This window comes from Nitrosospira sp. Nsp2, assembly GCF_003050965.1.
GTDB lineage: Bacteria > Pseudomonadota > Gammaproteobacteria > Burkholderiales > Nitrosomonadaceae > Nitrosospira.
In genome coordinates, this window is sequence record NZ_QAOU01000005.1 from 197862 (window position 1) to 221163 (window position 23302).

A 23302-nucleotide genomic window follows, 5' to 3' on the forward strand; every position below is an offset into this window, starting at 1 on the left:
GGGGAGAGCATGGATCAAAACGAGATGAAGAAATACGACATGCCATGGTACGACTGGGCGGTATTTGCGGTACCTGCGCTCTTTTTCATCGGCCTCGGCATTGAGTCCGCACTAGGCCCCAGCCCGGCCGATGGCGTCATACACCGTGACTTCCGCGCCATTGCACATTGGTTTGATCCGGTATTCTTCCAATATAACCTTGTCATGGCATTGCTAACGGTTCTGGTGGTGCCATCGCTTGCACTCAGCTATATTCAGGCGATGGCGAACCGCAAAGAGCGCCGGCTCCAGAATGAGGTACCGCCTGAGCGACGTGCCGAGGTCCGCAGAAGGATGGGACGGCGTGCTTCGTTCAGCAGTTACCGGGGAAGTGTCTGGCTGACGACAACGGTGGTTCTGCTCGGCACATCGATCCTTCTGCTGTTTAAGCCCGTCTCGGTCGATGGCGGCACGGGCGTGGATTTCGGTCTCGGCGCGAATATGTTGATCATGGGACCGTTCGCCGAACTGTATGAAAAAAATCCCGACGCATATTATTCCCATCTCATTCGCAACCAGATCGCATTTCAGTTCGGATTTCTGGGCGCTTATGTCTATTTTGTTGGCTCCGTCGTGCGCGCTTACTTCACCATGGATTTGACGTCCCACACATTTGTGGATGGTGCGATACGCATGATCGTGGCCAGCATACTGGCCCTGGTGCTCTCCTTTGCCTACGACTTTGTCCTTCCTGGCGATGTCCCATCCGTCACGCGCAACGTCGCTACGGCCGACGGCGGCCCGGCAGAAGCTCCCTCCGCGTCCAGTCCTGTTTCCGAACCTGGAGATAAGCAGGACCAATCCCCGGGCATGGAAGCCGCGCTACCGGCGAACCTGAGCCTGCTTCCGATTGTGGCGTTCTTCTTTGGTTTCTATCCGAAACGTGCCTCCCTCGCCCTTGAGCGTGTTGCACTCAAGGTCATGAAGAATATCATTCCGGGTGATGGATATCGCGCGTTACCGCTTTCCATGCTGGCGGGCATGAGCTATTCGCATGAATTGAGATTGGAACGAGAAGGCTTCGACAACGTTGAAAATTTAAGCAATGCCGACGCCGTGGACCTTGCCGTCCGCACCTGCTTCAGCTACCCCCAGCTAAAGCAGTGGATAGACGCGGCTTTGCTCGCGTCTCACCTGCGGGAAGACTACCCCTACTTTGTACGACGTTCCGGCCTCTCGGCCAGTGAAGAACTGCATTACTTCCTGTCCGCCTGCGATGCACACAACATCGATGGGGTGCAACAGCTGGTGGCCGCCTTGTCGACAGACCCCGCGGAGGCCACATCCTGGAAGCTGAGACTCACAGCGCTGAAAATATTGCTGGATAAAAACGCCGCTGATAATAAGTGTAGCGACGCGGAAGGAAGCGAGCACAGGCCGGGCCAGATTGTTTCCCTTGGGGTTGGCCTTGGGGTTGGAGAGCGTTCCCCTTAAACCACGAACATATCAACAAACTCGTTCACCGGTGTTGACTCCAGTTTTTTTTGATCCAGGCAAAGGTCGATTATTGATTGTTGACGTCCCTTGGGAAAGAGACGCGCAAGGTTTACGCTAAATTTGTCTTCCAGAAAGGGGATACCCTCTCTGCGGCGCAATCGGTGACCGATCGGGTATTCGACCACTACTTCGTCCAGGCTCCTGCCATCCTTGAATGTGACCGTGAGACCGTTGGCAATGGAACGTTTTTCCGGATCGTAATAATCCTGGGTAAATTTGGGATCTTCGATACACGTTATTTTTTCGCGCAGCTCGTCGATGCGCGGGTCAGCAGCCACCGCGTCCTCGTAGTCGTCTGCAGTGAGCCGGCCAAAAATAAGCGATACCGCAACAATGTATTGAATGCAGTGATCGCGGTCAGCAAAATTGTTGAGCCTGCCTTTCTTATCGATAATACGAATGGCCGCTTCATGAGTGCGGATAGTGACGCTGCTAATGGCGGCGATGCGGTCCTTTACCTGGCCATGAAGCTGCATTGCACACTCCGCGGCCGTTTGCGCGTGAAATTCCGCAGGAAAGGAAATCTTGAACAAGATGTTTTCCATCACGTACGAGCCCCATTCTGCGACTGGCCGCTGGAGACGGAATGACTTTCCCTGGAACAATACATCGTAAAATCCCCAGGTTTTCGCGGTAAGCGCCGTGGGGTAACCCATCTCCCCTTTCAAGGTGATGAGCGCAAGCCATACCGCCCGGCTGGTGGCATCGCCCGCAGCCCAGGATTTGCGCGAACCGGTATTCGGCGCGTGGCGATAAGTGCGCAACGCTTGCCCGTCCACCCATGCCTGTGAAAGCCCGTCCATTATCTGGCTATGGCTGCCCCCGAGCAAATGCGTTACCACTGCAACCGAGGCGACCTTCACCAGTACCACATGGTCCAGCCCCACCTTGTTGAAACTGTTTTCCAGAGCAAGGCAGCCTTGTATTTCATGAGCCTTGATCATGGCCGTAAGGACCTCATGCATCGCGACCGGCTCTTTTCCCTCCATCACTGCCTTGCGCGAATGCCAATCGGCAACGGCCAGGATACCGCCCAGATTGTCAGATGGATGGCCCCACTCGGCAGCCAGCCAGGTATCGTTGAAATCCAGCCAGCGGATCATTGTGCCGATATTGAATGCTGCCTGCACCGGATCGAGCGTGAAGTGGGTGCCGGGAATTCTAGCGCCGCAGGGGACCGTCGTGCCGGGCACGATCGGCCCCAGCAGCCGGACACACGCGGGGTAAGTAAGCGCTTGCATCGCGCAACCCAGCGAATCCATTAAACAGTAACGTGCTGTGGCATAGGCCAGGTCGCTCCCAATTTCCCAATTGATGACGTAGTCGGCGATATCCGACAACAATTGATCAGGCTGGGCATGGGTATCAGGCATACGGGCGCTCATGTTTCGTATTATTGGAGAGTCGTCGGAACGATTATCGTATTCTGTTAAAGCAGAAATCGGAAACAGGAATTGTCGCGGTGGTGTAATAAGGATGACATAACGAGTCGCAACGAATGCGCTATATTAGATAAAAGAAATGATGCTGCCGTTCAGGTCCGAGTCAAATAGGAAACGGCAAATCGATCACCTGAGGTTTAGCCGCCCAGGAGCGCGGTCCCGAATGAATAACGCTCGAATTTCCATTGCGCTCGTTCTGCTCGGGTCGATTTTGGTCACCCCGGCAATAGCGTGGAGCCAGTCTCATTCCGGACTCGCATTTGGATTGGGATTTCTAGGCGGCCATGGGTCGGGGTATTACGGCAGAGTGCCTTATTTTCCTTACGATGGATATCCGCCACGCTATGGATTTACGCCCTGGTATGGGTTTGGGCCTTACTATAGCTATGGTTCCAGCTACCCCCCGGTAGTCGTGGAACCGTCGCCACCTCCTGTATATATTCAGCAACAACAGGTGAGCCCACCCCAGCCCCGAGCCCCTGCCGCCTATTACTGGCATTATTGCCACGACCCGGAGGGGTATTATCCTTATGTCACGAATTGCCCCGGCGGCTGGCTCCAGGTCGTACCCCGACCAGATCAATAAGCACTTCGCGTTGACCCCATCATTAAGAGCACCAACGGGGCATCCTCCTGTCCCGAATCATCTTCTGCTGGCGCGCATGCTGATTAAATGGGCGGGTATTCTTGCCTGCCTTGGCGCCGCACCAAGGCAATATTTTGAAAGGCCGCCGGCAATGTAACTCTACGTTATGCCTGATGGGCCATGTTGCCTGCCAGCGTACATGACTGGAGGGGAACCCAGGAGGAAACGCCAGCGTTGTTTTGCTGCAATTCGTATATTCGACCGCTCTACGCTGCTCCGCTATTGCGCGCCGCAATCGGTATGAATTCCCGCTCCTCCGGCCCAATGTAGTTCGCCGACGGCCGGATAATCTTGCTGTCGACGCGTTGCTCGATGATATGCGCGGCCCAGCCGCTGGTCCGCGCGATGGCGAACAGGGGCGTGAACATGCCTGTCGGGACGCCCATCGTGTGATAGCTCACGGCGGAAAACCAGTCGAGATTGGGAAACATTTTTTTGACGTTCCACATTACGGTCTCCAGCCTTGCCGCAATATCGAACATTTTCCCGTCTCCCGCCTCCATCGACAGCTTCCTCGCCACCTCACGGATGACCCGGTTGCGAGGATCGGCGAGGGTGTAGACGGGGTGGCCAAATCCGATAATGATTTCCTTGTTCGCCACGCGGCGGAGAATGTCTGCCTCAGCATCGTCCGGATTGTCATAGCGCGTCTGGATATCGAACGCGGCCTCATTCGCTCCCCCATGCTTAAGCCCGCGCAATGCGCCAATGGCGCCGGTAATTGCAGAATAGAAGTCCGAGCCGGTGCTGGCAATTACGCGCGCGGTAAAGGTGGAGGCATTAAACTCATGCTCGGCGTAAAGCACCAAAGAGGTTTGCATCGCTCTCACCCATGACTCGGGCGGGGGCTCGCCGTGCAGCAGGTGCAGAAAGTGCCCCCCGATGGAATCATCATCAGCCACGAGGTCGATGCGGCGATGATGGTGAGAATAGTGGTACCAGTACAGCAGCATTGAGCCAAGACACGCCAGCAACCTGTCGGCCAGTTCGCGGGCGCCTTCGATGGAATGGTTCTCCGCTTCCGGCAGCATGGTGCCGAGTGTGGAAACGCCCGTGCGCAGAACATCCATCGGATGAGCGGTTACCGGAATCGTTTCCAGAACAGTTTTAACACCGCTGGGCACTTCGCGCATGCCTTTGAGTTTCTCCTTATACGCAGTCAGCTCAGCCAGCGTGGGCAGTTTCTCATGCACCAGCAGATAGGCAATCTCTTCGAACTCACAGTTGCCGGCGATGTCCAGAATGTCATAGCCGCGGTAGTGAAGATCGTTACCGGTTCTGCCGACGGTGCAAATGGCCGTATTGCCCGCTACCACCCCCGAGAGCACCACGGACTTCTTAACTCTGGCGGGGGTATTTTCAATAGCCTTATTCATTCTCGGGTTCTCCAGGCAAATCCGAACCGGCCGAAAAAAGCGTATTCAGTTTCTCCTCGTAGGCATGGTAATCAAGAAAATCGTATAGCTCGGCACGAGTTTGCATATTAGCGATCAAATTTTTCTGCGAGCCTTCGTGGCGTATGGTCCGGTACACATTAAGCGCGGCAGCACTCATGGCGCGAAACGCCGAAAGCGGGTAGAGAACGAGGGAAACTTTTCCTTCTGCCAACTCCTCGACGGTATAAAGAGGCGTCGCGCCGAACTCCGTAATGTTGGCAAGGATGGGCACTTTCACCGCGGCGGCAAACTTGCGGTACATATGAAGTTCGGTGATCGCTTCGGGAAAGACCATGTCCGCGCCTGCCTCCACATAGGCTCGGGCGCGGTCGAGGGCCGGTTCCAACCCTTCCACCGCAAGCGCATCCGTCCGTGCCATGATTACAAACCCGGGATCGCTTCTGGCATCCACCGCCGCCCTGATACGATCCACCATTTCCGGCTCGGTGACAAGCGTTTTGCCAGGTCGATGACCGCACCGCTTGGCCTGCACCTGATCCTCAATATGCATTGCACCGGCGCCAGACTTAATCAGGGATTTTACCGTCCGAGCGATATTGAAAGCGCTACCGCCGAAGCCGGTATCCGCATCCACCAACAATGGCAAATCCGTGGCGTCCGTAATCCGGCGTACATCGGTCAGCACATCATCCAGGGTGGAAATACCCAGATCGGGAATACCCAGAGATGCCGCCGACACACCACCGCCGGAAAGATATATCGCCTTAAAGCCGGTGCGCGCCGCCATGAGCGCTGTGTAGGCATTGATACAGCCAGCCACCTGTAGAGGTCTTTCCTCGTTAAGCGCGGCGCGAAAACGGGAACCTGCGGATGGGATCATTGACGAGAATTGACTGGAGCGCTGGAAGAAATTTGGTCAGAATAAGTGCCTTACGGAATCGCGCTCTTCCACTAGCTCCCGATAAGTAATCTCCATTTTTTCGCGGCTGAACGGGCTAATTTCCAGATCAGGCACGACTGAGCACAGGCCGCCTCGGCATATCACAGGAAAACCATACATGACGCCCTCGGGAATGCCGTAGCTCCCATCGGAAGGAACGGCCATGGATACCCAGTCGTTCTCCCGCGTGCCGAAAACCCAGTCGTGGACATGTTCGATTGCGGCGTTCGCGGCGCTGGCTGCGCTCGATGAACCCCGCATCCTGATAACGTCGGTACCGCGATTCTGCACCACAGGAATGAAGTAACTTTCGATCCATTCAGGGTCGCGGATGAGATCTACCGCTTTGGCTCCATCAACCTCCGCATGATTCAGATCGGGGTACTGCGTCGAAGAGTGGTTGCCCCAAACAATCATCTTTCTTACACTCGAAACCGTGCGACCCGCTTTCGCCGCCAACTGCCACAACGCGCGATTGTGGTCCAGTCGCATCATTGCAGAAAAATTGCCGGGCTTCAGGCCGGGCGCATTTTTCATGGCAATGTACGCGTTTGTGTTCGCCGGATTACCCACGATCAGTACCTTGACATCCCTTTGGGCGAATTCATCCAGAGCCCTGCCCTGAGCACTGAATATGGCGCCATTCGCCTCCAGCAAATCCTTGCGCTCCATATCTTTGGAGCGTGGCCGGGCGCCTACCAATAAGGCGATTCCCGCATCGCGAAACGCGATTTTGGGATCATCCGTTATCGTGACGCCGGTTAACAGCGGAAAAGCGCAGTCTTCCAACTCCATCATCACACCCGTGAGCGAGGGCAGCAATTGGGGTATGTCAAGCAATTGCAGGATCACGGGTTGATCTTTGCCGAGCATTTCCCCTGCCGCAATACGGAACAACAGGCTATATCCGATCTGACCAGCGGCGCCCGTAATTGCGACGCGAACGGGGTTATGCATTCTTGCGCTCCTGTAGGAGATTGCCGCTACAGAAAATTCAGGGTGGTATCCGGGTGGCCGGCGTTCAACCGCAACACATATCAATTTTCAACCGGCAGAATGGGCCTCGACTTCATCCGTCATTTTCACGCTTGAGACGATGTTCGCTAGCGGCAAATGAACCGGACTATAAAAACATTCATCTTCACTGTCAAATTACCATCACGTCAGTATTCCGGAATGCTCTCGGCGCAGGATTGAATGGACTGCGTTTTAGCTCAGCTCGGTTGTATCGCCCGATATTACCGTCTAAACTTAACCAGCCCCAAGTGGAAGCCAGGGAAACCAAAAATTGCGGAAAAACCAGCCCAAGTATCTTAACCTGCTTCAAATCAAGCAGCCGACGCCGGCCGTGGTTTCGCTCCTGCACCGCATAAGCGGCGCGCTACTATACTTCCCGGGTATCCCTGCCCTTCTCTGCGGCCTGCAAATGGCACTGAGCTCTCCTGAGAAGTATGCTCAACTGCAATCAATTTTAACTGGCCCGCTGGCCAAGGTTGGCTTACTGCTTTCATTGTGGTTCTTCGTACATCATTTCTGCGCCGGCATACGTTTCCTTGCGCTTGATCTTCATTACGGAATCGAACTCCAGCACGCCCGCCTCACCAGTAAAATTGTCCTGGTGACTGGCATCGCGATCACCCTCCTCATCGGGATATCAATATGGTGAAGCGCACGGCGCGTCTGACAACCGGGGCGAATTACGGGCTGCGCGACTGGCTGGCGCAGCGCGTTACGGCAGTGGTGATGGCAATCTTTATCCTGTGCCTGATGGGGGTGCTGCTCATTTCCCCACCACAGGGTTACGCGGAGTGGAAGGCGATATTCAGTAACCAATGGATGCGCATTGCTTCCTTCCTTTTTCTTGTCAGTCTCTTCTGGCACGCGTGGATCGGGGTGCGCAATATTCTCATGGATTATGTTCACGCTACCGGTGTGCGCCTGACGTTACAGATATTGGTCATTCTATCTCTGCTGTTTTATACCGTGTGGTCTGCCGAAATTCTATGGAGTGCGTGAATTAGCGTGGCGATCGTTACAAGAAAATTTGATGCGGTAATCGTGGGGGCCGGTGGCGCTGGCATGCGGGCCGCATTGCAACTGTCCGAAGCTGGACTCAAAGTGGCGGTACTGTCCAAGGTATTTCCCACCCGTTCCCATACAGTAGCAGCGCAAGGGGGTATCGCGGCGGCGCTCGGGAACGTTACCGAGGATAATTGGCACTGGCACATGTATGATACGGTAAAGGGATCCGATTATCTGGGCGACCAGGACGCCATCGAGTTCATGTGCCGTCAAGCCAGCGAGGTGGTATACGAACTCGAACATTTCGGCATGCCCTTCGACCGTCTCGACAACGGGAAAATTTACCAACGGCCATTTGGGGGCCAGTCGCAAAATTTTGGCGGCGCGCAGGCAACGCGCTCATGCGCGGCGGCGGATCGTACCGGCCATGCCATGTTACACACGCTTTATCAGCGCAATGTCCAGGCCAACACCCAGTTTTTTATTGAGTGGATGGGACTGGACCTGATTCGCGATGCCGACGGCGATGTGTGCGGTGTGACCGCGCTGGACATTGAAACGGGTGAAGTCATGGCGATGCAGGCCCGCGCCACCTTGTTCGCCACCGGCGGGGCAGCGCGCATATTCAGCGCCAGCACCAATGCTTTCATCAATACAGGCGATGGTCTCGGTATGGCGGCGCGCGCCGGCGTTCCGCTGGAAGACATGGAATTCTGGCAATTCCACCCGACCGGTGTTTTCGGTGTTGGCGTACTCATCAGCGAGGCGGTGCGCGGCGAAGGCGGCTATCTGCTCAACAAGGATGGGGAGCGTTTTATGGAACGCTACGCGCCTCACGCCAAGGACTTGGCCAGCCGGGATGTGGTGTCCCGCGCCCTGACAATGGAAATACAGGCGGGCCGTGGATGTGGCAGGGATGCAGATCATTTGTTGCTGAAGCTCGACCATCTGGGCGCGGACGTGATCAAGACCCGGCTGCCCGGCATTCGCGAAATCGCAATGAAGTTTGCCAATACGGACCCTATCCGTGATCCAATTCCGGTGGTACCCACCGCCCATTATATGATGGGCGGCATCCCGACCAATTTCCTTGGGCAAGTGGTTGCGCCGTACAAAACGGGACCCGAGGAAGTTGTTCAGGGCTTTTACGCGGCTGGGGAGTGTGCCTGTGTCTCCGTGCATGGCGCCAATCGGCTGGGAACAAATTCGCTCCTGGACATTCTCGTGTTCGGCCGCGCCGCCGCCACCCGGATTATAGAAGACCTTAAAAAGAATCAGCACCACAAGCAGCTACCCCCAGACGCTGCGGACAAGTCGTTGGCGAGACTGGCCCGCCTGGAGGGTCAGAGGGATGGCGAAAGCGTGGCGCAGGTGAGCAATGCGATGCGCAAGACCATGCAGAGCCATTGCGGCGTATTTCGTTTTCCCGACATGCTCAAGCAGGGCGTGGAAAAACTGAGTGACATCCTGGAACGCGCCAGGCAAACGTCAATCGGGGATAAGAGCCGGGTGTTCAACACCGCCCGCGTCGAAGCGCTGGAACTCGACAACCTGATCGAGGTCGCTATGGCCACCATGGTCTCGGCTGAGGCCCGAACGGAAAGCCGGGGTGCGCATGCGCGTGATGACTTTCCCGAACGGGATGATAACAAGTGGCTCAAGCATACTTTGTATTTCAGTGAAGGCAGGCGCCTGGACTATAAACCCGTGCGCTTGAAACCGCTGACGGTGGAATCGTTCGCTCCGAAGCCAAGGACGTACTAAACCGCATATTTATGATATCTCCATGCCGAAGGAACAGACCGTGAAATTCTCCATTTACCGCTTTGATCCCGATAAGGATGCGACTCCTTACATGCGGGACTATGATATCGAACTGGAGCCAGCCGATCGGATGCTGCTCGATGCGTTGGAGCGTATCAAAACGGTGGACGATAGTCTGAGTCTCCGCCGCTCCTGCCGCGAAGGAGTTTGCGGCTCGGATGGAATGAACATCAACGGCCGCAACGGATTGGCGTGCATCACGCCGCTGGCGGGGCTGAAGGAACCAGTGGAGCTGCGCCCCTTGCCGGGCCTGCCGGTGATACGCGACCTGATCGTGGATATGACGCAATTCTTTAAACAATATCATTCGATCAAGCCCTATCTCATCAATAACGATCCGCCGCCGGAAACAGAACGGTTGCAATCGCCTGAGGAAAGAGCTGAGCTGGACGGACTGTACGAGTGCATTCTCTGCGCGTGCTGCTCCACTGCATGTCCTTCGTTCTGGTGGAACCCGGATAAATTCGTGGGGCCAGCGGGGCTGCTGCAAGCCTATCGCTTTCTCGCTGATAGCCGCGACCAGGCAACTGCCGAGCGACTGGATTATCTTGAGGACCCTTATCGCCTGTTCCGCTGCCATACGATCATGAATTGCGCGGATGTGTGTCCCAAGGGGCTGAACCCAACCAATGCTATCGAGAATATCAAGGATATGATGGTGAAAAGAACAGTATGAAACAACTGGAGCGGGTGCGCTGGCGCTGCCGGCGCGGATTGCTGGAACTGGATCTGGTCCTGCAACGGTTTGTGGACGAGTATTACGCCAGGCTTGGCGAAGCCGAGCGCCGGCAATTCGAAACACTGCTGGACCTTTCCGATAATGAGTTATGGGATATGATCACGCTCAGAAAGAAACAGGGGAACAGCAACCTACAGCACGTACTGAGTCTCTTGCAGGGCGTTTAGCTTTCGGGAATCCATCATCACTGGGGAATAAGACAATATGGAACACACACGTAACGCGACGCTCGATCTCGGCAACGGAAGCGAGCCCCTGGAATTTCCTGTTCTGTCCGGCACGATGGGGCCGGATGTAGTGGATATCCGCACGTTACAGGCCAAAGTCGGCGTCTTTACCTACGATCCTGGCTTCCTTTCCACCGCCAGCAGCAATTCCAAGATAACTTTTATCGACGGCGAAGCCGGCATTCTCCTTTATCGCGGCTATCCCATCGAACAACTGGCGGAGCAATGCGATTTCATGGAAGTCTGCTATTTGCTGATGAACGGGGAACTACCCAATAGTGAGCAAAAGAAATCATTCGATAACACCATCAAGGAACACACCATGGTGCATGAGCAGTTGGCGCGCTTTTACACCGGTTTCAGGCGCGACGCTCACCCCATGGCGGTAATGGTAGGCGTCGTCGGTGCGTTGTCGGCGTTTTATCACGACGCGATGGATATTTCCGACGCCTCGCATCGCGAACTGTCGGCGTTCCGGCTGATAGCCAAACTTCCCACCATTACCGCAATGGCATATAAGTACAACGTAGGTCAACCTTTCATCTATCCCCGCAATAGCCTCAACTACGCTGAAAATTTCATGCACATGATGTTCGCTACCCCCGCGGAGGAATATAAATCCAATCCCGTGCTGGCGCACGCCCTGGATCGCATTCTCATCCTCCATGCGGACCACGAGCAGAACGCCTCTACTTCCACCGTCCGGCTCGCCGGTTCAAGCGGCGCAAATCCGTTTGCCTGCATTTCCGCCGGGATCGCCTGTCTGTGGGGGCCGGCGCACGGCGGCGCCAACGAAGCGTGTCTGAATATGCTGGAGGAAATTCACGATGAGTCGCGCATTGGTGAATTTATTGACCGCGCCAAAGACAAAAACGACCCCTTCAGACTGGTGGGGTTCGGTCACCGGGTATACAAAAATTTTGATCCGCGGGCGAAATTGATGCGTGAAACCTGCCACGAAGTATTGGATGAACTCGGCTTGCACGACGATCGCTTGTTCAAACTTGCGCTCAAGCTGGAAAAAATAGCGCTGGAAGATGAATATTTCATTTCCCGCAAACTCTACCCGAACGTGGATTTTTATTCTGGTATCGTGCAGCGGGCCCTGGGCATCCCTCCGTCCATGTTCACCGCTATATTTGCCACGGCGCGCACGGTAGGCTGGATTGCACAGTGGAGTGAAATGATCGCCGACCCGGATCGCAAAATCGGTCGCCCGCGTCAGCTATACACGGGGGCGGTCAAACGGGATGTCGTACCGATTGCGTTACGCGAGTAACCAACTCTGCCCAACGGCCAGGTATTTGCCATGACAAACCCACTGTTTGAAGATTCCCTGCTGTTTGGCGCAAACGCGCCCTTTATCGAAGGGCTATACGAGTCTTATCTGCAACGTCCCCAGTCCGTCCCGCCGGAGTGGCGCGAATACTTTGACGAGTTGCAACGAACAGCCGCAAGGCGGGCACCAGAGGTGCCGCACTCTGCGGTAATCGATTCCATCCGTCGCGCCAACGAACCATATCAAAGCGCCGAAAGTACCGTCTCAGCGATAGGCCAGGATGAATTTGGCCTGACTACCGAACGCAAGCAGATAGCGGTATTGCAACTAATCAATGCCTACCGCTTCCTTGGCGTCCGCCAAGCGGATCTGGATCCTCTTCGGCATCAGGAAAAACCCCATGTCCCCGAACTCGATCCGGCCTACTACGGACTGACTGAGGCAGACATGAGTACTGTTTTCGGTACCGGTTCATTGATCGGCCCGCCCCGAGCCCCGCTTGGCGAGATTCTCCAAACACTGCGTGAGACTTACTGTGGAAGTATCGGCATCGAGTACATGTATATCACCGATACTGAGCAGAAACGCTGGATACAAAGCCGTGTCGAAGGGTCGCGCGCAAAGCCTGATTATCCGCCTGAGTACAAGCGACATATTCTGGAGCAGCTCAGTGCCTCGGAAGGACTGGAAAAATATCTTCATACACGCTACGTCGGGCAGAAACGCTTCTCTCTCGAAGGCAGCGAAAGCCTGATCCCGTTGTTGGACAATCTGTTGCAACGCGCCGGCGGAATGGGGGTGCAGCAGAGCGTCATAGGGATGGCTCACCGCGGCCGACTCAACGTCCTGGTCAATACCCTTGGTAAATTGCCGGCCGACTTGTTCCATGAATTTGAGGGCAAACATGGGCAGGAACTGACCGAGGGCGATGTCAAATACCACCAGGGCTTTTCCTCGGCTGTATCCACGCCGGGCGGGGTGATGCGACTGTCGCTGGCGTTCAACCCATCACACCTGGAAATTGTGGACCCGGTGGTGGAGGGATCCGTGCGCGCCCGGCAGCATCGGCTGAAAGACAGGGATGGCGACCGGGTATTGCCCGTGCTGCTGCATGGGGACGCGGCATTTTCGGCGCAGGGAGTGGTGATGGAAACCCTGAACCTTTCGCAGACCCGGGGTTACGGAACCGGCGGAACCGTGCATGTCGTTATTAATAATCAAATCGGGTTTACTACCTCTGATCCCCGTGACACGCGCTCGACGCTTTATTGCACCGACGTATCAAAAATGATCGAGGCGCCCATCCTCCACGTCAACGGTGCCGATCCCGAAGCAGTCATCCTGGTGACGGAAATCGCGCTTGATTTCAGGATGAGGTTCCATAAGGATGTGGTCGTGGATATGGTTTGTTTTCGCGCTCTCGGACACAACGAGCAGGACGAGCCAATGGTAACGCAGCCTTTGATGTATAAAATCATTGCCCGCCATCCAGGGATCCGCAAGCTTTATGCCGAGAAACTGGCAGCCGAGGGCGTGATAAGCAGAGAGCAGGCTGAACAGATAGTTAAAGCCTATCGCGATGACATGGATGCGGGCCGCAATCCCAACAAAACCATTGTCTACGGGTATCAATCACCGGATGCGGTGGACTGGAAACCGTTCCTGCAGAATACCAACTGGGTTCTAAAGGTCCAGACCGGTCTGCCACTGGCCGATTTGAAACAGCTGGCGGAACGGCTCACGGATATTCCATCGAAATTCAAACTGCATTCTCGGGTAGAAAAAATCATCGCCGACCGCCGTTCGATGAGCGAGGGGAAACTGCCGCTGGACTGGGGGATGGCCGAAAATCTCGCCTACGCAGCACTTCTGAAGGACGGGTATCCGGTACGGATTTCGGGCCAGGATTCAGGGAGAGGAACCTTCTTTCACCGCCACGCTGTGCTGCATGACCAGAATCGGGAACGCTGGAACGAGGGAACGTATATTCCGCTGCGCCATATTGCGCCCGATCAACCTGATTTCGTCATAATTGATTCGGTATTGTCGGAAGAAGCGGTGCTCGCGTTTGAATACGGATATGCGACTGCGCAACCCAATGAATTAGTCGTTTGGGAAGCGCAGTTTGGTGATTTTGCCAACGGCGCACAAGTAGTAATAGATCAGTTTATCGCCTCGGGGGAAGCGAAGTGGGGCCGGTTGTGTGGGCTGGTGATGATGCTTCCGCATGGCTACGAAGGCCAAGGGCCAGAGCACTCCTCCGGGCGTATCGAGCGTTATCTGCAACTGTGCGCGGAATACAATATCCAAGTATGTGTTCCGTCCACTCCTGCGCAGATGTTTCATCTGCTTCGGCGTCAGATGGTACGCCCGCTGCGCAAACCGCTTGTCATCATGAGCCCGAAAAGCCTCTTGCGTCATAAGGAATCGGTATCGAGCCTTGAAGATGTAGCGTATGGCAGTTTTCAGAACATCATTCCAGACGCTGAAAAACTCGATCCCCGAAATGTGCGGCGCCTTATCGCCTGCTCCGGGAAGGTATATTATGACCTGTTGGCGTATCGCCGGAAGAATAAGATCGAAGATGCGGCGATCATTCGGATTGAACAGCTGTATCCCTTTCCGCATGACGATTTTCAGGCCGAGGTCAATCGTTACCCCCAAGCCAAGGATATCGTCTGGTGCCAGGAGGAGCCTGGAAACCAGGGGGCGTGGCACCGCATTCAGCATTATCTGCTGCGGCATATGCGGCCAGATCAGGTTTTGGGCTACGCACTGCGCCCATCGTCGGCATCGCCAGCAGCGGGATATCTGGCAAAACACAATGTGCAACAGAATGAACTGATAGCAGCGGCGTTCCGCGAGAAAATTTGATCCTGGAGGATGAACATGCTCGTTGAAGTCAAAGTTCCGGCGTTATCTGAATCCGTAGCGGAAGCCACGCTGCTCTCATGGCGCAAGAAAGAGGGCGACACGGTTACGCGCGACGAGAATCTGATTGATATTGAGACTGATAAAGTCGTGCTGGAATTGCCGGCTCCGGCTACCGGGGTGCTCACCAAAATCATTAAAGGCGATGGGAGCACCGTCACGGGTGGAGAAGTCATTGCCACCATAGACACCGAGGCGGCGACAACTGCAGCGGGCGCTGTCGCTGCCAAAACCACAGAGGGTGCGGAGCAACCAAGCGCGCCCGCCGCTCCCGCCCCGGCCGCTGCTTCCCCCGTCACAGAAAAAACTCCCCATATGATGCCTGCCGCCCGGAATGAGGCCGCGCAGGCAAACCTGGATGCCGCTGAAATTGGCGCCATCAAGGGTAGTGGACGCGGCGGCCGAATTACTAAGGAGGATGTAGTAGCTCATGTCGAGGGAAAGCCTGCCGAATCCTCGGTCCCAATCTCTCCCGAACCCGCTCCGACACCTGCGCCGGCACCTACTTCGGCAAGGCCGCAAGCTGCCGCGCCGGCGGCAAGTGCAAGCGAGCGCCCCGAACAGCGGGTGCCCATGTCGCGACTGCGCGCGCGCATTGCCGAGCGGTTGGTACAGTCTCAATCCACTGCCGCTATTCTCACCACCTTCAACGAAGTCAATATGCAGGCAATAATGGACTTGCGCGCCCGGCATAAGGAAAAATTCGAAAAAGAACATGGCGTCAAGCTCGGCCTCATGTCATTTTTTGTAAAGGCGGTCGTCGCGGCGCTCAAAAGGTTTCCCATTGTCAACGCGTCCGTCGACGGAAATGACATCATCTATCACGGCTATTACGATATAGGCATTGCCGTCAGCAGCCCCCGCGGTTTGGTGGTCCCTATTCTCCGCAATGCAGAGTCCTTGTCGCAGGCGCAGATCGAAAGGCAAATCGCCGACCTCGGCAAGCGTGCCCAGGACGGGAAACTGACCATCGAAGACTTGACCGGCGGCACATTCTCCGTTACCAATGGAGGCGTGTTCGGCTCGCTGCTCTCGACCCCCATCATAAATCCCCCGCAAAGCGCGATTCTCGGCATTCACGCCACCAAGGAACGCCCGGTGGCGGAGAACGGGCAGGTGGTCATCCGTCCGATGTGCTACCTCGCGCTGTCCTACGACCACCGCATTATAGATGGGCGGGAAGCGGTACTTTCCCTGGTGGCAATGAAAGAGGCCCTTGAATATCCGATGAGCCCGTTACTGGAAGGCTGAAACCAGACCGGAAGCTGTCAAAATGGATAGGACTCCACGCTTTTTTTCTTACTTTTCCTTATCCTTAAAGTACCAATATGGCTCAATCCTTCGATGTCGCGGTAATCGGCGCCGGTCCAGGCGGGTATGTGGCAGCGATACGCTGCGCCCAGTTAGGGCTCAATACCGTCTGTATCGACGAGTGGAAAAACCCGCAAGGCAAGCCCAGTCTGGGCGGAACATGTCTGAATGTCGGCTGTATACCGTCGAAGGCTCTCCTTGAGTCTTCCGAGAATTTTGAACGGGCCGCGCGAAAGTTCTCAAGCCACGGCATCACGGTGGAAGGCCTGTCGATTGATATCCCGGTGATGATGTCTCGCAAAGAGAAAATCGTTGCAAACTTCACCGGCGGCGTGGCGATGCTCCTCAAAAAAAACAAAGTCACCTCAATGCACGGGCAGGGGACGCTGCTCAAGCGTGGCGAGGAAAATGGTACCGACCAGCCCTGGCAAATCGAAGTGAAGAATGGGGATACCGCGCAAACCGTCGAGGCCAGGCATGTGATTATCGCCACCGGTTCCACGCCGCGGAAGCTACCGTTCGCACCGGTGGACAATGAACGGATACTGGACAATACCGGCGCACTGGCATTGGCAGACGTGCCTGGAAGGTTGGGTGTGATCGGTGGTGGCGTGATCGGCCTGGAAATGGGCAGTCTTTGGCGAAGGCTCGGTTCCGAGGTAACTGTTCTTGAAGCCCTGCCCGGGTTTCTCACGGCTGCCGACGAGCAAGTAGCAAAAGAGGCGAGGAAAATTTTCACCCGGGAAACAGGTTTGGTAATCCATACCGGCGTCAAAATAAGCAGCATCACCACTGGCGAACAAGACATTACCGTGGAGTATGCGGACGCGGATAACAATGCGCAAAAACTGGAAGTGGATAAACTGGTGGTTGCAGTCGGTCGCGTCCCTAACACGGCCGGCCTTGGGGCGGAAAATGCCGGGCTGAAACTGGATGATCGTGGATACATCGAGGTGGACGCAACTTGCCGTACCAACCTCCCAAATATATATGCCGTCGGCGACGTGGTACGCGGGCCGATGCTGGCGCATAAAGCCTCCGAGGAAGGCGTGGCGGTAGCGGAACTCATCGCTGGACAACCGGGGCACGTGAATCTCGGCAGCATTCCCTGGGTGATCTATACCTCGCCGGAAATCGCGTGGGTTGGCAAAACGGAGCAGGATTTAAAATTGGCCGGGGTGCAATACAAAGCAGGACAATTCCCCTTCATGGCCAATGGACGTGCCCGCGCGCTTGGGGAAACCGGCGGTTTCATCAAAGTGCTCGCGGATGCCAACACCGACCGCATACTAGGAATCCATATGATCGGTCCCTACGTTTCCGAATTGATTGCCGAGGCTGTGACGGCGATGGAATTCGCTGCCAGCAGCGAAGATATCGCGCGAATTGTGCACGCGCACCCGTCGTTATCTGAAGTACTGCATGAAGCGGCGCTGGGCGTGGATAAACGCGCGATTCATATATAACATCGGCTGGGCCTGAAGGCCGAGAATCAATAGAAAACTCGCGCCTCTCGTTCGTCTATATAGGGTTCCACTCACCAAACCCTCGTCACAAGCCAGTTTATTTTAAAGCCTGAGCCTCCTGGCGCGTCTCTTAATACTGGCGGCGAGTCCGGCTCAGCCGCTTTTGGAGTAAAATACTGGTTTTCAAGAATCCGCCATGACGAGCATCACGATTGCCCTTTCCAAAGGCCGCATTTTTGACGATACCGCGCCGCTATTAAAAGCCGCGGGCATTGTCGCGCTTGATGATCCCGATGCATCGCGCAAACTGATTCTGGCCACGAACCGCGAAAATGTACGACTCATCATCGTACGCGCCTCGGACGTGCCAACTTACGTGCAGTATGGAGCTGCGGACATGGGCATCGCAGGGAAGGACGTACTGCTGGAACATGGTGGCGCCGGGCTCTACCAACCGCTGGATTTGAATATCGCGTGCTGTCGCATGATGGTGGCAGTGCGAGACGATTTTGATTACGAATCAGCCGTCCGCCGGGGGGCGAGAGTGCGGGTTGCAACCAAGTATCTGCAAACGGCGCGCGAACATTTTGCCGAAAAAGGAATGCATGTGGATCTGATCAAGCTGTACGGCTCAATGGAACTTGCGCCGTTGGTGGGATTGGCGGATGCAATCGTGGATCTGGTTTCAAGCGGAAATACATTAAAGGCCAATCACCTCAAGGCGGTAGAAGAGATTATGCCCATTTCGGCCCGATTGGTCCTCAACCAGGCTGCGCTGAAATTGAAGTGCAAAACAATACAGCCGGTGCTTGACGCGTTCTCGGCAGCAATTCCAAGACAAGCTATTGCTTAACCGGTTGTATGAACCAGAACAACAGCCTCCCATGATGCAGATAAGGCGCCTGTCTTCCACCGATACTGGCTTCGATGAAGCGTTAGGGCGTCTGCTCGCTTTCGAAGACGCCCAGGATGCAACCGTGGATGCGGCAGCGGCGGATATTCTGGCGGACATGAAAAAACGCGGGGATGAAGCGTTGCTCGAATATACTCGCCGTTTTGATCATCTAAATGCGGCCTTCGCGGCAGAGCTCGAACTACCGCATGACCGGTTGCAAAAGGCGCTCGACAGTCTCCCCGCTGATCAGCGCAGCGCGCTGATGGAGGCCGCAGCACGGGTTCAGGCCTACCACGAAAAACAGTTGACGCAATCCTGGAGCTATGTCGAACCAGACGGCACCCTGCTTGGCCAGAAAATAACCCCGCTGGACAGGGTCGGGTTATACGTGCCCGGCGGCAAAGCATCTTACCCGTCCTCGGTGCTGATGAATGCGATTCCTGCCAAGGTGGCAGGCGTGAGCGAGCTTATTATGGTAACGCCGACTCCGCGCGGCGAAACGAGCAACTTGGTGCTGGCTGCTGCGGCGATTTGCAACGTGGACCGTGTTTTCACCATTGGCGGCGCGCAGGCGGTCGGTGCGCTTGCCTATGGGACTCATACTGTACCACAAGTGGACAAAATCGTCGGGCCCGGCAATGCGTACGTCGCCGCGGCAAAGCGACGCGTATTCGGCGTTGTAGGTATCGATATGCTGGCAGGGCCATCAGAGATACTCGTGATTTGCGATGGCAAGACCGACCCCGACTGGATCGCCATGGATTTGTTTTCCCAAGCCGAGCATGATGAACTGGCACAAGCAATTCTGCTTTCGCCCGATCCGGATTTCATTGACGCGGTAGCGGCAAGTATTTCGCGCCAACTGGAGGCAATGCCGCGTAAAGAGGTGATTCGCGCCTCCCTCGAAGGCCGCGGCGCGCTGATTCGGGTACGCGATCTGGATGAGGCGTGCGCCATCGCGAACCGCATCGCGCCGGAACATCTTGAATTATCGGTCGAACAGCCGGAGAACTGGATGAATAAAATCAGGCACGCGGGCGCCATCTTTCTTGGCAGACATACTTCCGAGGCGCTCGGCGACTATTGCGCGGGCCCCAATCACGTATTGCCCACTTCCCGCACTGCGCGCTTTTCGTCGCCATTGGGTGTTTACGATTTTCAGAAACGCAGCAGCATTATTCAAGTGTCGGCAGATGCTTCGGCAAGACTTGGCAGAATCGCTTCGATTCTGGCGCATGGCGAAGGCTTGCAGGCACACGCAAGGTCGGCGGAATATCGATTCCAGGATCGTACAGTTGCGGTACCAGATGCATCGGACTCTTCCATAGGTTAACGCATCGTTTTTGCCGCTCGCACCTGCGAGCGCGACATATATTCCACCTTAGACAATGCCCGGATCGCCCGATCAGATCATACGCCCGGAAGTTCTCTCGCTCTCGGCTTACCATGTACCCCCGGCATACGGGATGGTAAAGCTGGATGCGATGGAAAATCCGTACCTGCTACCAGAGGAGCTGCGTGCTGAGATCGCGCACCTGGCCGCGAACGCACCCATCAATCGTTATCCGGATGCCAGCGCAGTTACCCTCAAAGCTGCGTTGCGCGAAGCACTGGCGATACCTGCCGGAATGGAGATCATGCTGGGCAACGGTTCGGACGAGATTATCCAGATTATTGCTTTCGCCTGCGCCAGACCCGGCGCCACGGTGCTGAGCGTGGAACCCACGTTCGTAATGTTTCGCATGATCGCGGCCTTCGCCGGCATGACGTATGCAGGCGTGCCCCTAAGGGCCGATTTTTCTCTCGATATGGATGCGGTACTTGACGCGATCGCCCGGTGCCAGCCAGCACTGATTTTCATCGCCTATCCCAATAACCCTACCGGTAACCTGTTTGACGCCAGTGCAATCTCACGTATCATTGAAGCTGCACCTGGGCTGGTGGTGGTGGATGAGGCCTATCAGGCCTTTGCCAACGCAAGCTTCATGGATAAACTGTCGCAGTATCCTAACCTTTTGTTGATGCGCACGCTTTCAAAGCTCGGGTTGGCTGGTTTGAGGCTGGGTCTTTTGGCAGGAAGGCCGGAGTGGCTGATCCAGCTGGAAAAACTGCGGTTGCCGTATAATGTGGGGATCGTCACCCAACTGATCGCGGAGAAAGTGTTACAGCATCGCGATGTCCTGTTGCAACAGGCTGCTGCGATCAAGAAAGACCGGGCAGTATTGTGCGAACAATTGTCGGCGATGAACGGCATCGAATCCTTTCCGACAGACGCAAACTTTATACTATTCCGCGTAAGTGAAGCCAGTGACGTGTTTCAGAAACTCAAAAAACGCGGTGTATTGATCAAGAATCTCAACGGAACACATCCTCTGCTGAAAAATTGCTTGCGTGTGACCGTAGGCAAGCCTGATGAAAACGCATCTTTTATGGCCGCATTGGAGGCTTCACTTGCATAACCTGCGCAGCGTGACAAGAATGAACGACAAAATGAATAATCTTCCTATCCCTGCTCCATCTCACTAATCTCATGCGCCAGGCTCAGGTCAACCGCAACACGCTCGAAACCCAGATCGATCTGAATGTCAATCTGGATGGAACGGGAAACGCAGTACTGGATACAGGTGTACCTTTTCTCGATCATATGCTGGACCAGATAGCGCGTCATGGAATGATCGATCTGGAAATTGCGGCTAAAGGTGACCTGCACATCGACGCACACCATACCGTAGAGGATATCGGTATTTCGCTGGGCCAGGCATTCGCGCGGGCAGTCGGCGATAAGAAGGGTTTGCGCCGTTACGGTCATGCCTATGTGCCTTTGGACGAAGCATTATCCCGCGTTGTAGTCGATCTCTCCGGCAGGCCGGGGATGAAATTCAAAGTCGATTTCGTACGGGCAAGGATAGGCGATTTCGATGTTGACCTGATTAATGAATTTTTCCAGGGCTTTGTCAATCATGCCTTGATTACGTTGCACATCGAGAATCTCTCGGGTACGAATGCCCATCACCAGGCAGAAACAGTATTCAAGGCGTTTGGTCGTGCTTTGCGCATGGCAATGGAAATCGATCCCCGCGCGGCGGGCACCGTCCCGTCCACCAAAGGCTCTTTGTAAGCTCCTTCACTTCTCATTTGCATGGTATGGCTGATATCGCAATCGTTGACTATGGCATGGGCAATCTGCGCTCCGTCTCCAAAGCGCTCGAACATGTCGCTCAAGGCGCTTCCATAAGCGTAACCAGCGATCCGGACGTGGTGCGCAGAGCTTCTCGCGTCGTCGTCCCGGGTCAAGGGGCAATGCCCGACTGCATGCGCGAATTGGATAGGCTGGGATTGACGGATGCAGTGGTCGACGCCGCGATGCGTAAGCCGTTTCTCGGTATTTGCCTCGGCCTGCAGATGCTGTTTGACAGCAGCGAGGAAGGCAACGTCAAGGGCCTTGGCATCGTAACTGGAAAGGTGCGGCGTTTCGCCGCCACGGCGGCAGCGGATGCTGAGCAAAGATTTAAAGTACCCCACATGGGCTGGAACCAGGTGCATCAGGCAGTCGAGCACCCCATGTGGAAAGACATACCCCAGGATGCGCGCTTCTACTTCGTCCACAGCTATTATGTGGAAACCACCCACCCTGAGCCCCTGGCGGCATATACGCGTTATCCGTTTCCATTTACTTGCGCGGTAGCAAAAGATAATATTTTCGCCGTCCAGTTTCACCCTGAAAAAAGTCAAGAGGCGGGCCTGGCACTCCTAAGCAATTTCGCGCGCTGGCAGCCCGCGGTATCCATTGACACCCCCAGCCGGGTTTAACCTTGTATCTATATACCGATACTCAATCATAATTCCGATCCCGACTCAAAATGCTGATCATTCCTGCTATAGACCTGAAGGACGGCCACTGCGTGCGTCTTAAACAAGGCGTGATGGAAAACGCCACGGTGTTTTCCGAAGACCCCGGTGCCATGGCCAGACACTGGCTGAATCAGGGTGCGCGCCGACTGCACCTGGTGGACCTTAATGGCGCGTTTGCAGGAAAACCGAAGAATGAGCCAGCCATTCGTGAAATTATTGAAGCGATTGGCGATAAAATTCCGACTCAACTTGGCGGTGGCATACGTGATCTCGAAACTATTGAACGCTATCTCGACGATGGTATTACCTACGTCATCATCGGTACCGCGGCGGTGAAGACGCCAGGATTCCTTCACGATGCTTGTAATGCCTTCCCGGGTCATATCATGGTAGGACTGGATGCGAAGGGCGGAAAAGTAGCGGTCAATGGCTGGTCCAAGGTCACGGGTCATGATGTCGTGGATCTGGCAAAGAAATTCGAGGACTACGGCGTTGAAGCGATCATCTACACCGATATTGGACGCGATGGGATGTTGAGCGGCGTTAATGTTCAGGCGACCATGGAACTCGCGCGCGCACTGACTATCCCTGTCATTGCCAGCGGCGGTATCGGCAACCTCGACGACGTCCGCGCCCTGTGTAACATTGCATCGGAAGGTATTGCCGGCGCGATTACTGGACGCGCCATCTATGAAGGCGCCTTGGATTTCAAATTGGCGCAGGCGCTGGCTGATGAACTTACCCCAAAAGCGGCAACCAGCGACGTGACACTCCCCTCCTGAAATGCCAATCCGG

General features: G+C 55.4%; 21 protein-coding genes. 17 read left to right on the plus strand and 4 right to left on the minus strand.

What is annotated here, in order from left to right; all coding sequences use genetic code 11:
• Positions 1-9: 9 nt before the first annotated feature.
• Positions 10-1473, plus strand: coding sequence for a hypothetical protein (locus C8R31_RS12160; RefSeq protein ID WP_181320576.1), 1464 nt, complete (start codon positions 10-12; stop codon positions 1471-1473).
• Here C8R31_RS12160 and C8R31_RS12165 read toward each other — a convergent pair.
• Entirely contained in the window at positions 1470-2921 is a 1452-nt protein-coding gene (locus C8R31_RS12165; RefSeq protein ID WP_107694329.1) for a bifunctional 2-methylcitrate dehydratase/aconitate hydratase, read from the minus strand. The genes C8R31_RS12160 and C8R31_RS12165 overlap by 4 nt on opposite strands.
• A 220-nt stretch (positions 2922-3141) precedes the next feature.
• On the opposite strand from C8R31_RS12165, the gene C8R31_RS12170 reads away from it, so the two are divergent.
• Positions 3142-3564 (plus strand): hypothetical protein, encoded by a 423-nt coding sequence (locus tag C8R31_RS12170; protein WP_107694330.1) that lies wholly within the window; start codon positions 3142-3144, stop codon positions 3562-3564.
• A 266-nt stretch (positions 3565-3830) separates the two neighbouring features.
• On the opposite strand, the gene prpC is transcribed toward C8R31_RS12170, so the two are convergent.
• From prpC to C8R31_RS12185, 3 genes are read right to left on the minus strand one after another with little or no spacing between them, the layout of a single operon-like run.
• A complete protein-coding gene (gene prpC, locus C8R31_RS12175) occupies positions 3831-5000 on the minus strand; it encodes a 2-methylcitrate synthase (protein ID WP_107694331.1) in 1170 nt (389 codons plus the stop codon).
• On the minus strand, positions 4993-5901 hold the full coding sequence (gene prpB / locus C8R31_RS12180; protein ID WP_107694332.1) for a methylisocitrate lyase: 909 nt from the start codon (positions 5899-5901) through the stop codon (positions 4993-4995). The genes prpC and prpB overlap by 8 nt, the downstream gene beginning before the upstream one ends.
• A 36-nt stretch (positions 5902-5937) precedes the next feature.
• Positions 5938-6918 (minus strand): malate dehydrogenase, encoded by a 981-nt coding sequence (locus C8R31_RS12185; RefSeq protein WP_107694333.1) that lies wholly within the window; start codon positions 6916-6918, stop codon positions 5938-5940.
• Positions 6919-7249: 331 nt separating this feature from the next.
• On the opposite strand from C8R31_RS12185, the gene sdhC reads away from it, so the two are divergent.
• From sdhC to hisA, 15 genes are all read left to right on the plus strand, one after another.
• Positions 7250-7627, plus strand: a complete 378-nt coding sequence (gene sdhC, locus C8R31_RS12190; RefSeq protein WP_107694334.1) for a succinate dehydrogenase, cytochrome b556 subunit — start codon at positions 7250-7252, stop codon at positions 7625-7627.
• Positions 7621-7977, plus strand: a complete 357-nt coding sequence (gene sdhD, locus C8R31_RS12195; protein ID WP_107694335.1) for a succinate dehydrogenase, hydrophobic membrane anchor protein — start codon at positions 7621-7623, stop codon at positions 7975-7977. The genes sdhC and sdhD overlap by 7 nt, the downstream gene beginning before the upstream one ends.
• 6 nt (positions 7978-7983) lie before the next feature.
• Complete coding sequence (gene sdhA / locus C8R31_RS12200; protein ID WP_107694336.1) at positions 7984-9747, plus strand: succinate dehydrogenase flavoprotein subunit; 1764 nt, start codon at positions 7984-7986, stop codon at positions 9745-9747.
• Between the two features lie 40 nt (positions 9748-9787).
• Positions 9788-10483, plus strand: coding sequence for a succinate dehydrogenase iron-sulfur subunit (locus tag C8R31_RS12205; RefSeq protein WP_107694380.1), 696 nt, complete (start codon positions 9788-9790; stop codon positions 10481-10483).
• Positions 10480-10713 carry a succinate dehydrogenase assembly factor 2 gene (locus C8R31_RS12210; protein ID WP_107694337.1) on the plus strand — a complete coding sequence of 78 codons (234 nt, stop codon included), beginning with the start codon at positions 10480-10482 and terminating at the stop codon, positions 10711-10713. Before C8R31_RS12205 ends, C8R31_RS12210 begins: the two co-directional genes overlap by 4 nt.
• 37 nt (positions 10714-10750) lie before the next feature.
• On the plus strand, positions 10751-12052 hold the full coding sequence (gltA, locus tag C8R31_RS12215; protein ID WP_107694338.1) for a citrate synthase: 1302 nt from the start codon (positions 10751-10753) through the stop codon (positions 12050-12052).
• Between the two features lie 30 nt (positions 12053-12082).
• The gene (locus C8R31_RS12220; RefSeq protein WP_107694339.1) at positions 12083-14926 is read left to right on the plus strand and encodes a 2-oxoglutarate dehydrogenase E1 component; all 2844 of its coding nucleotides are present in this window, start codon (positions 12083-12085) and stop codon (positions 14924-14926) included.
• Positions 14927-14941: 15 nt separating this feature from the next.
• Entirely contained in the window at positions 14942-16234 is a 1293-nt protein-coding gene (gene odhB, locus C8R31_RS12225) for a 2-oxoglutarate dehydrogenase complex dihydrolipoyllysine-residue succinyltransferase (RefSeq protein ID WP_107694340.1), read from the plus strand.
• A 77-nt stretch (positions 16235-16311) separates the two neighbouring features.
• Positions 16312-17760, plus strand: coding sequence for a dihydrolipoyl dehydrogenase (lpdA, locus tag C8R31_RS12230; protein WP_107694341.1), 1449 nt, complete (start codon positions 16312-16314; stop codon positions 17758-17760).
• 196 nt (positions 17761-17956) lie between these two features.
• Complete coding sequence (hisG, locus tag C8R31_RS12235; RefSeq protein WP_107694342.1) at positions 17957-18613, plus strand: ATP phosphoribosyltransferase; 657 nt, start codon at positions 17957-17959, stop codon at positions 18611-18613.
• Positions 18614-18647: 34 nt separating this feature from the next.
• On the plus strand, positions 18648-19988 hold the full coding sequence (gene hisD / locus C8R31_RS12240) for a histidinol dehydrogenase (protein ID WP_107694381.1): 1341 nt from the start codon (positions 18648-18650) through the stop codon (positions 19986-19988).
• Between the two features lie 55 nt (positions 19989-20043).
• Positions 20044-21114, plus strand: a complete 1071-nt coding sequence (gene hisC, locus C8R31_RS12245; RefSeq protein ID WP_107694343.1) for a histidinol-phosphate transaminase — start codon at positions 20044-20046, stop codon at positions 21112-21114.
• Between the two features lie 71 nt (positions 21115-21185).
• Positions 21186-21773, plus strand: a complete 588-nt coding sequence (hisB, locus tag C8R31_RS12250; RefSeq protein ID WP_107694344.1) for an imidazoleglycerol-phosphate dehydratase HisB — start codon at positions 21186-21188, stop codon at positions 21771-21773.
• Positions 21774-21799: 26 nt separating this feature from the next.
• Positions 21800-22465 (plus strand): imidazole glycerol phosphate synthase subunit HisH, encoded by a 666-nt coding sequence (hisH, locus tag C8R31_RS12255; RefSeq protein WP_107694345.1) that lies wholly within the window; start codon positions 21800-21802, stop codon positions 22463-22465.
• Between the two features lie 50 nt (positions 22466-22515).
• On the plus strand, positions 22516-23289 hold the full coding sequence (gene hisA, locus C8R31_RS12260) for a 1-(5-phosphoribosyl)-5-[(5-phosphoribosylamino)methylideneamino]imidazole-4-carboxamide isomerase (RefSeq protein WP_107694346.1): 774 nt from the start codon (positions 22516-22518) through the stop codon (positions 23287-23289).
• The last annotated feature ends 13 nt before the right edge of the window (positions 23290-23302 follow it).

Bases quoted from the DNA above. Each gene is read 5' to 3' on its own strand.
- odhB (WP_107694340.1), top strand. From the start codon at position 14,942: ATGCTCGTTGAAGTCAAAGTTCCGGCGTTATCTGAATCCGTAGCGGAA.
- gltA (WP_107694338.1), top strand. From the start codon at position 10,751: ATGGAACACACACGTAACGCGACGCTCGATCTCGGCAACGGAAGCGAG.
- hisC (WP_107694343.1), top strand. From the start codon at position 20,044: ATGCCCGGATCGCCCGATCAGATCATACGCCCGGAAGTTCTCTCGCTC.
- hisD (WP_107694381.1), top strand. From the start codon at position 18,648: ATGCAGATAAGGCGCCTGTCTTCCACCGATACTGGCTTCGATGAAGCG.
- hisB (WP_107694344.1), top strand. From the start codon at position 21,186: ATGCGCCAGGCTCAGGTCAACCGCAACACGCTCGAAACCCAGATCGAT.
- C8R31_RS12220 (WP_107694339.1), top strand. From the start codon at position 12,083: ATGACAAACCCACTGTTTGAAGATTCCCTGCTGTTTGGCGCAAACGCG.
- C8R31_RS12160 (WP_181320576.1), top strand. From the start codon at position 10: ATGGATCAAAACGAGATGAAGAAATACGACATGCCATGGTACGACTGG.
- C8R31_RS12185 (WP_107694333.1), bottom strand. From the start codon at position 6,918: ATGCATAACCCCGTTCGCGTCGCAATTACGGGCGCCGCTGGTCAGATC.
- C8R31_RS12165 (WP_107694329.1), bottom strand. From the start codon at position 2,921: ATGAGCGCCCGTATGCCTGATACCCATGCCCAGCCTGATCAATTGTTG.
- hisA (WP_107694346.1), top strand. From the start codon at position 22,516: ATGCTGATCATTCCTGCTATAGACCTGAAGGACGGCCACTGCGTGCGT.
- lpdA (WP_107694341.1), top strand. From the start codon at position 16,312: ATGGCTCAATCCTTCGATGTCGCGGTAATCGGCGCCGGTCCAGGCGGG.
- C8R31_RS12210 (WP_107694337.1), top strand. From the start codon at position 10,480: ATGAAACAACTGGAGCGGGTGCGCTGGCGCTGCCGGCGCGGATTGCTG.
- hisH (WP_107694345.1), top strand. From the start codon at position 21,800: ATGGCTGATATCGCAATCGTTGACTATGGCATGGGCAATCTGCGCTCC.
- hisG (WP_107694342.1), top strand. From the start codon at position 17,957: ATGACGAGCATCACGATTGCCCTTTCCAAAGGCCGCATTTTTGACGAT.
- C8R31_RS12170 (WP_107694330.1), top strand. From the start codon at position 3,142: ATGAATAACGCTCGAATTTCCATTGCGCTCGTTCTGCTCGGGTCGATT.
- prpC (WP_107694331.1), bottom strand. From the start codon at position 5,000: ATGAATAAGGCTATTGAAAATACCCCCGCCAGAGTTAAGAAGTCCGTG.
- sdhD (WP_107694335.1), top strand. From the start codon at position 7,621: ATGGTGAAGCGCACGGCGCGTCTGACAACCGGGGCGAATTACGGGCTG.
- prpB (WP_107694332.1), bottom strand. From the start codon at position 5,901: ATGATCCCATCCGCAGGTTCCCGTTTTCGCGCCGCGCTTAACGAGGAA.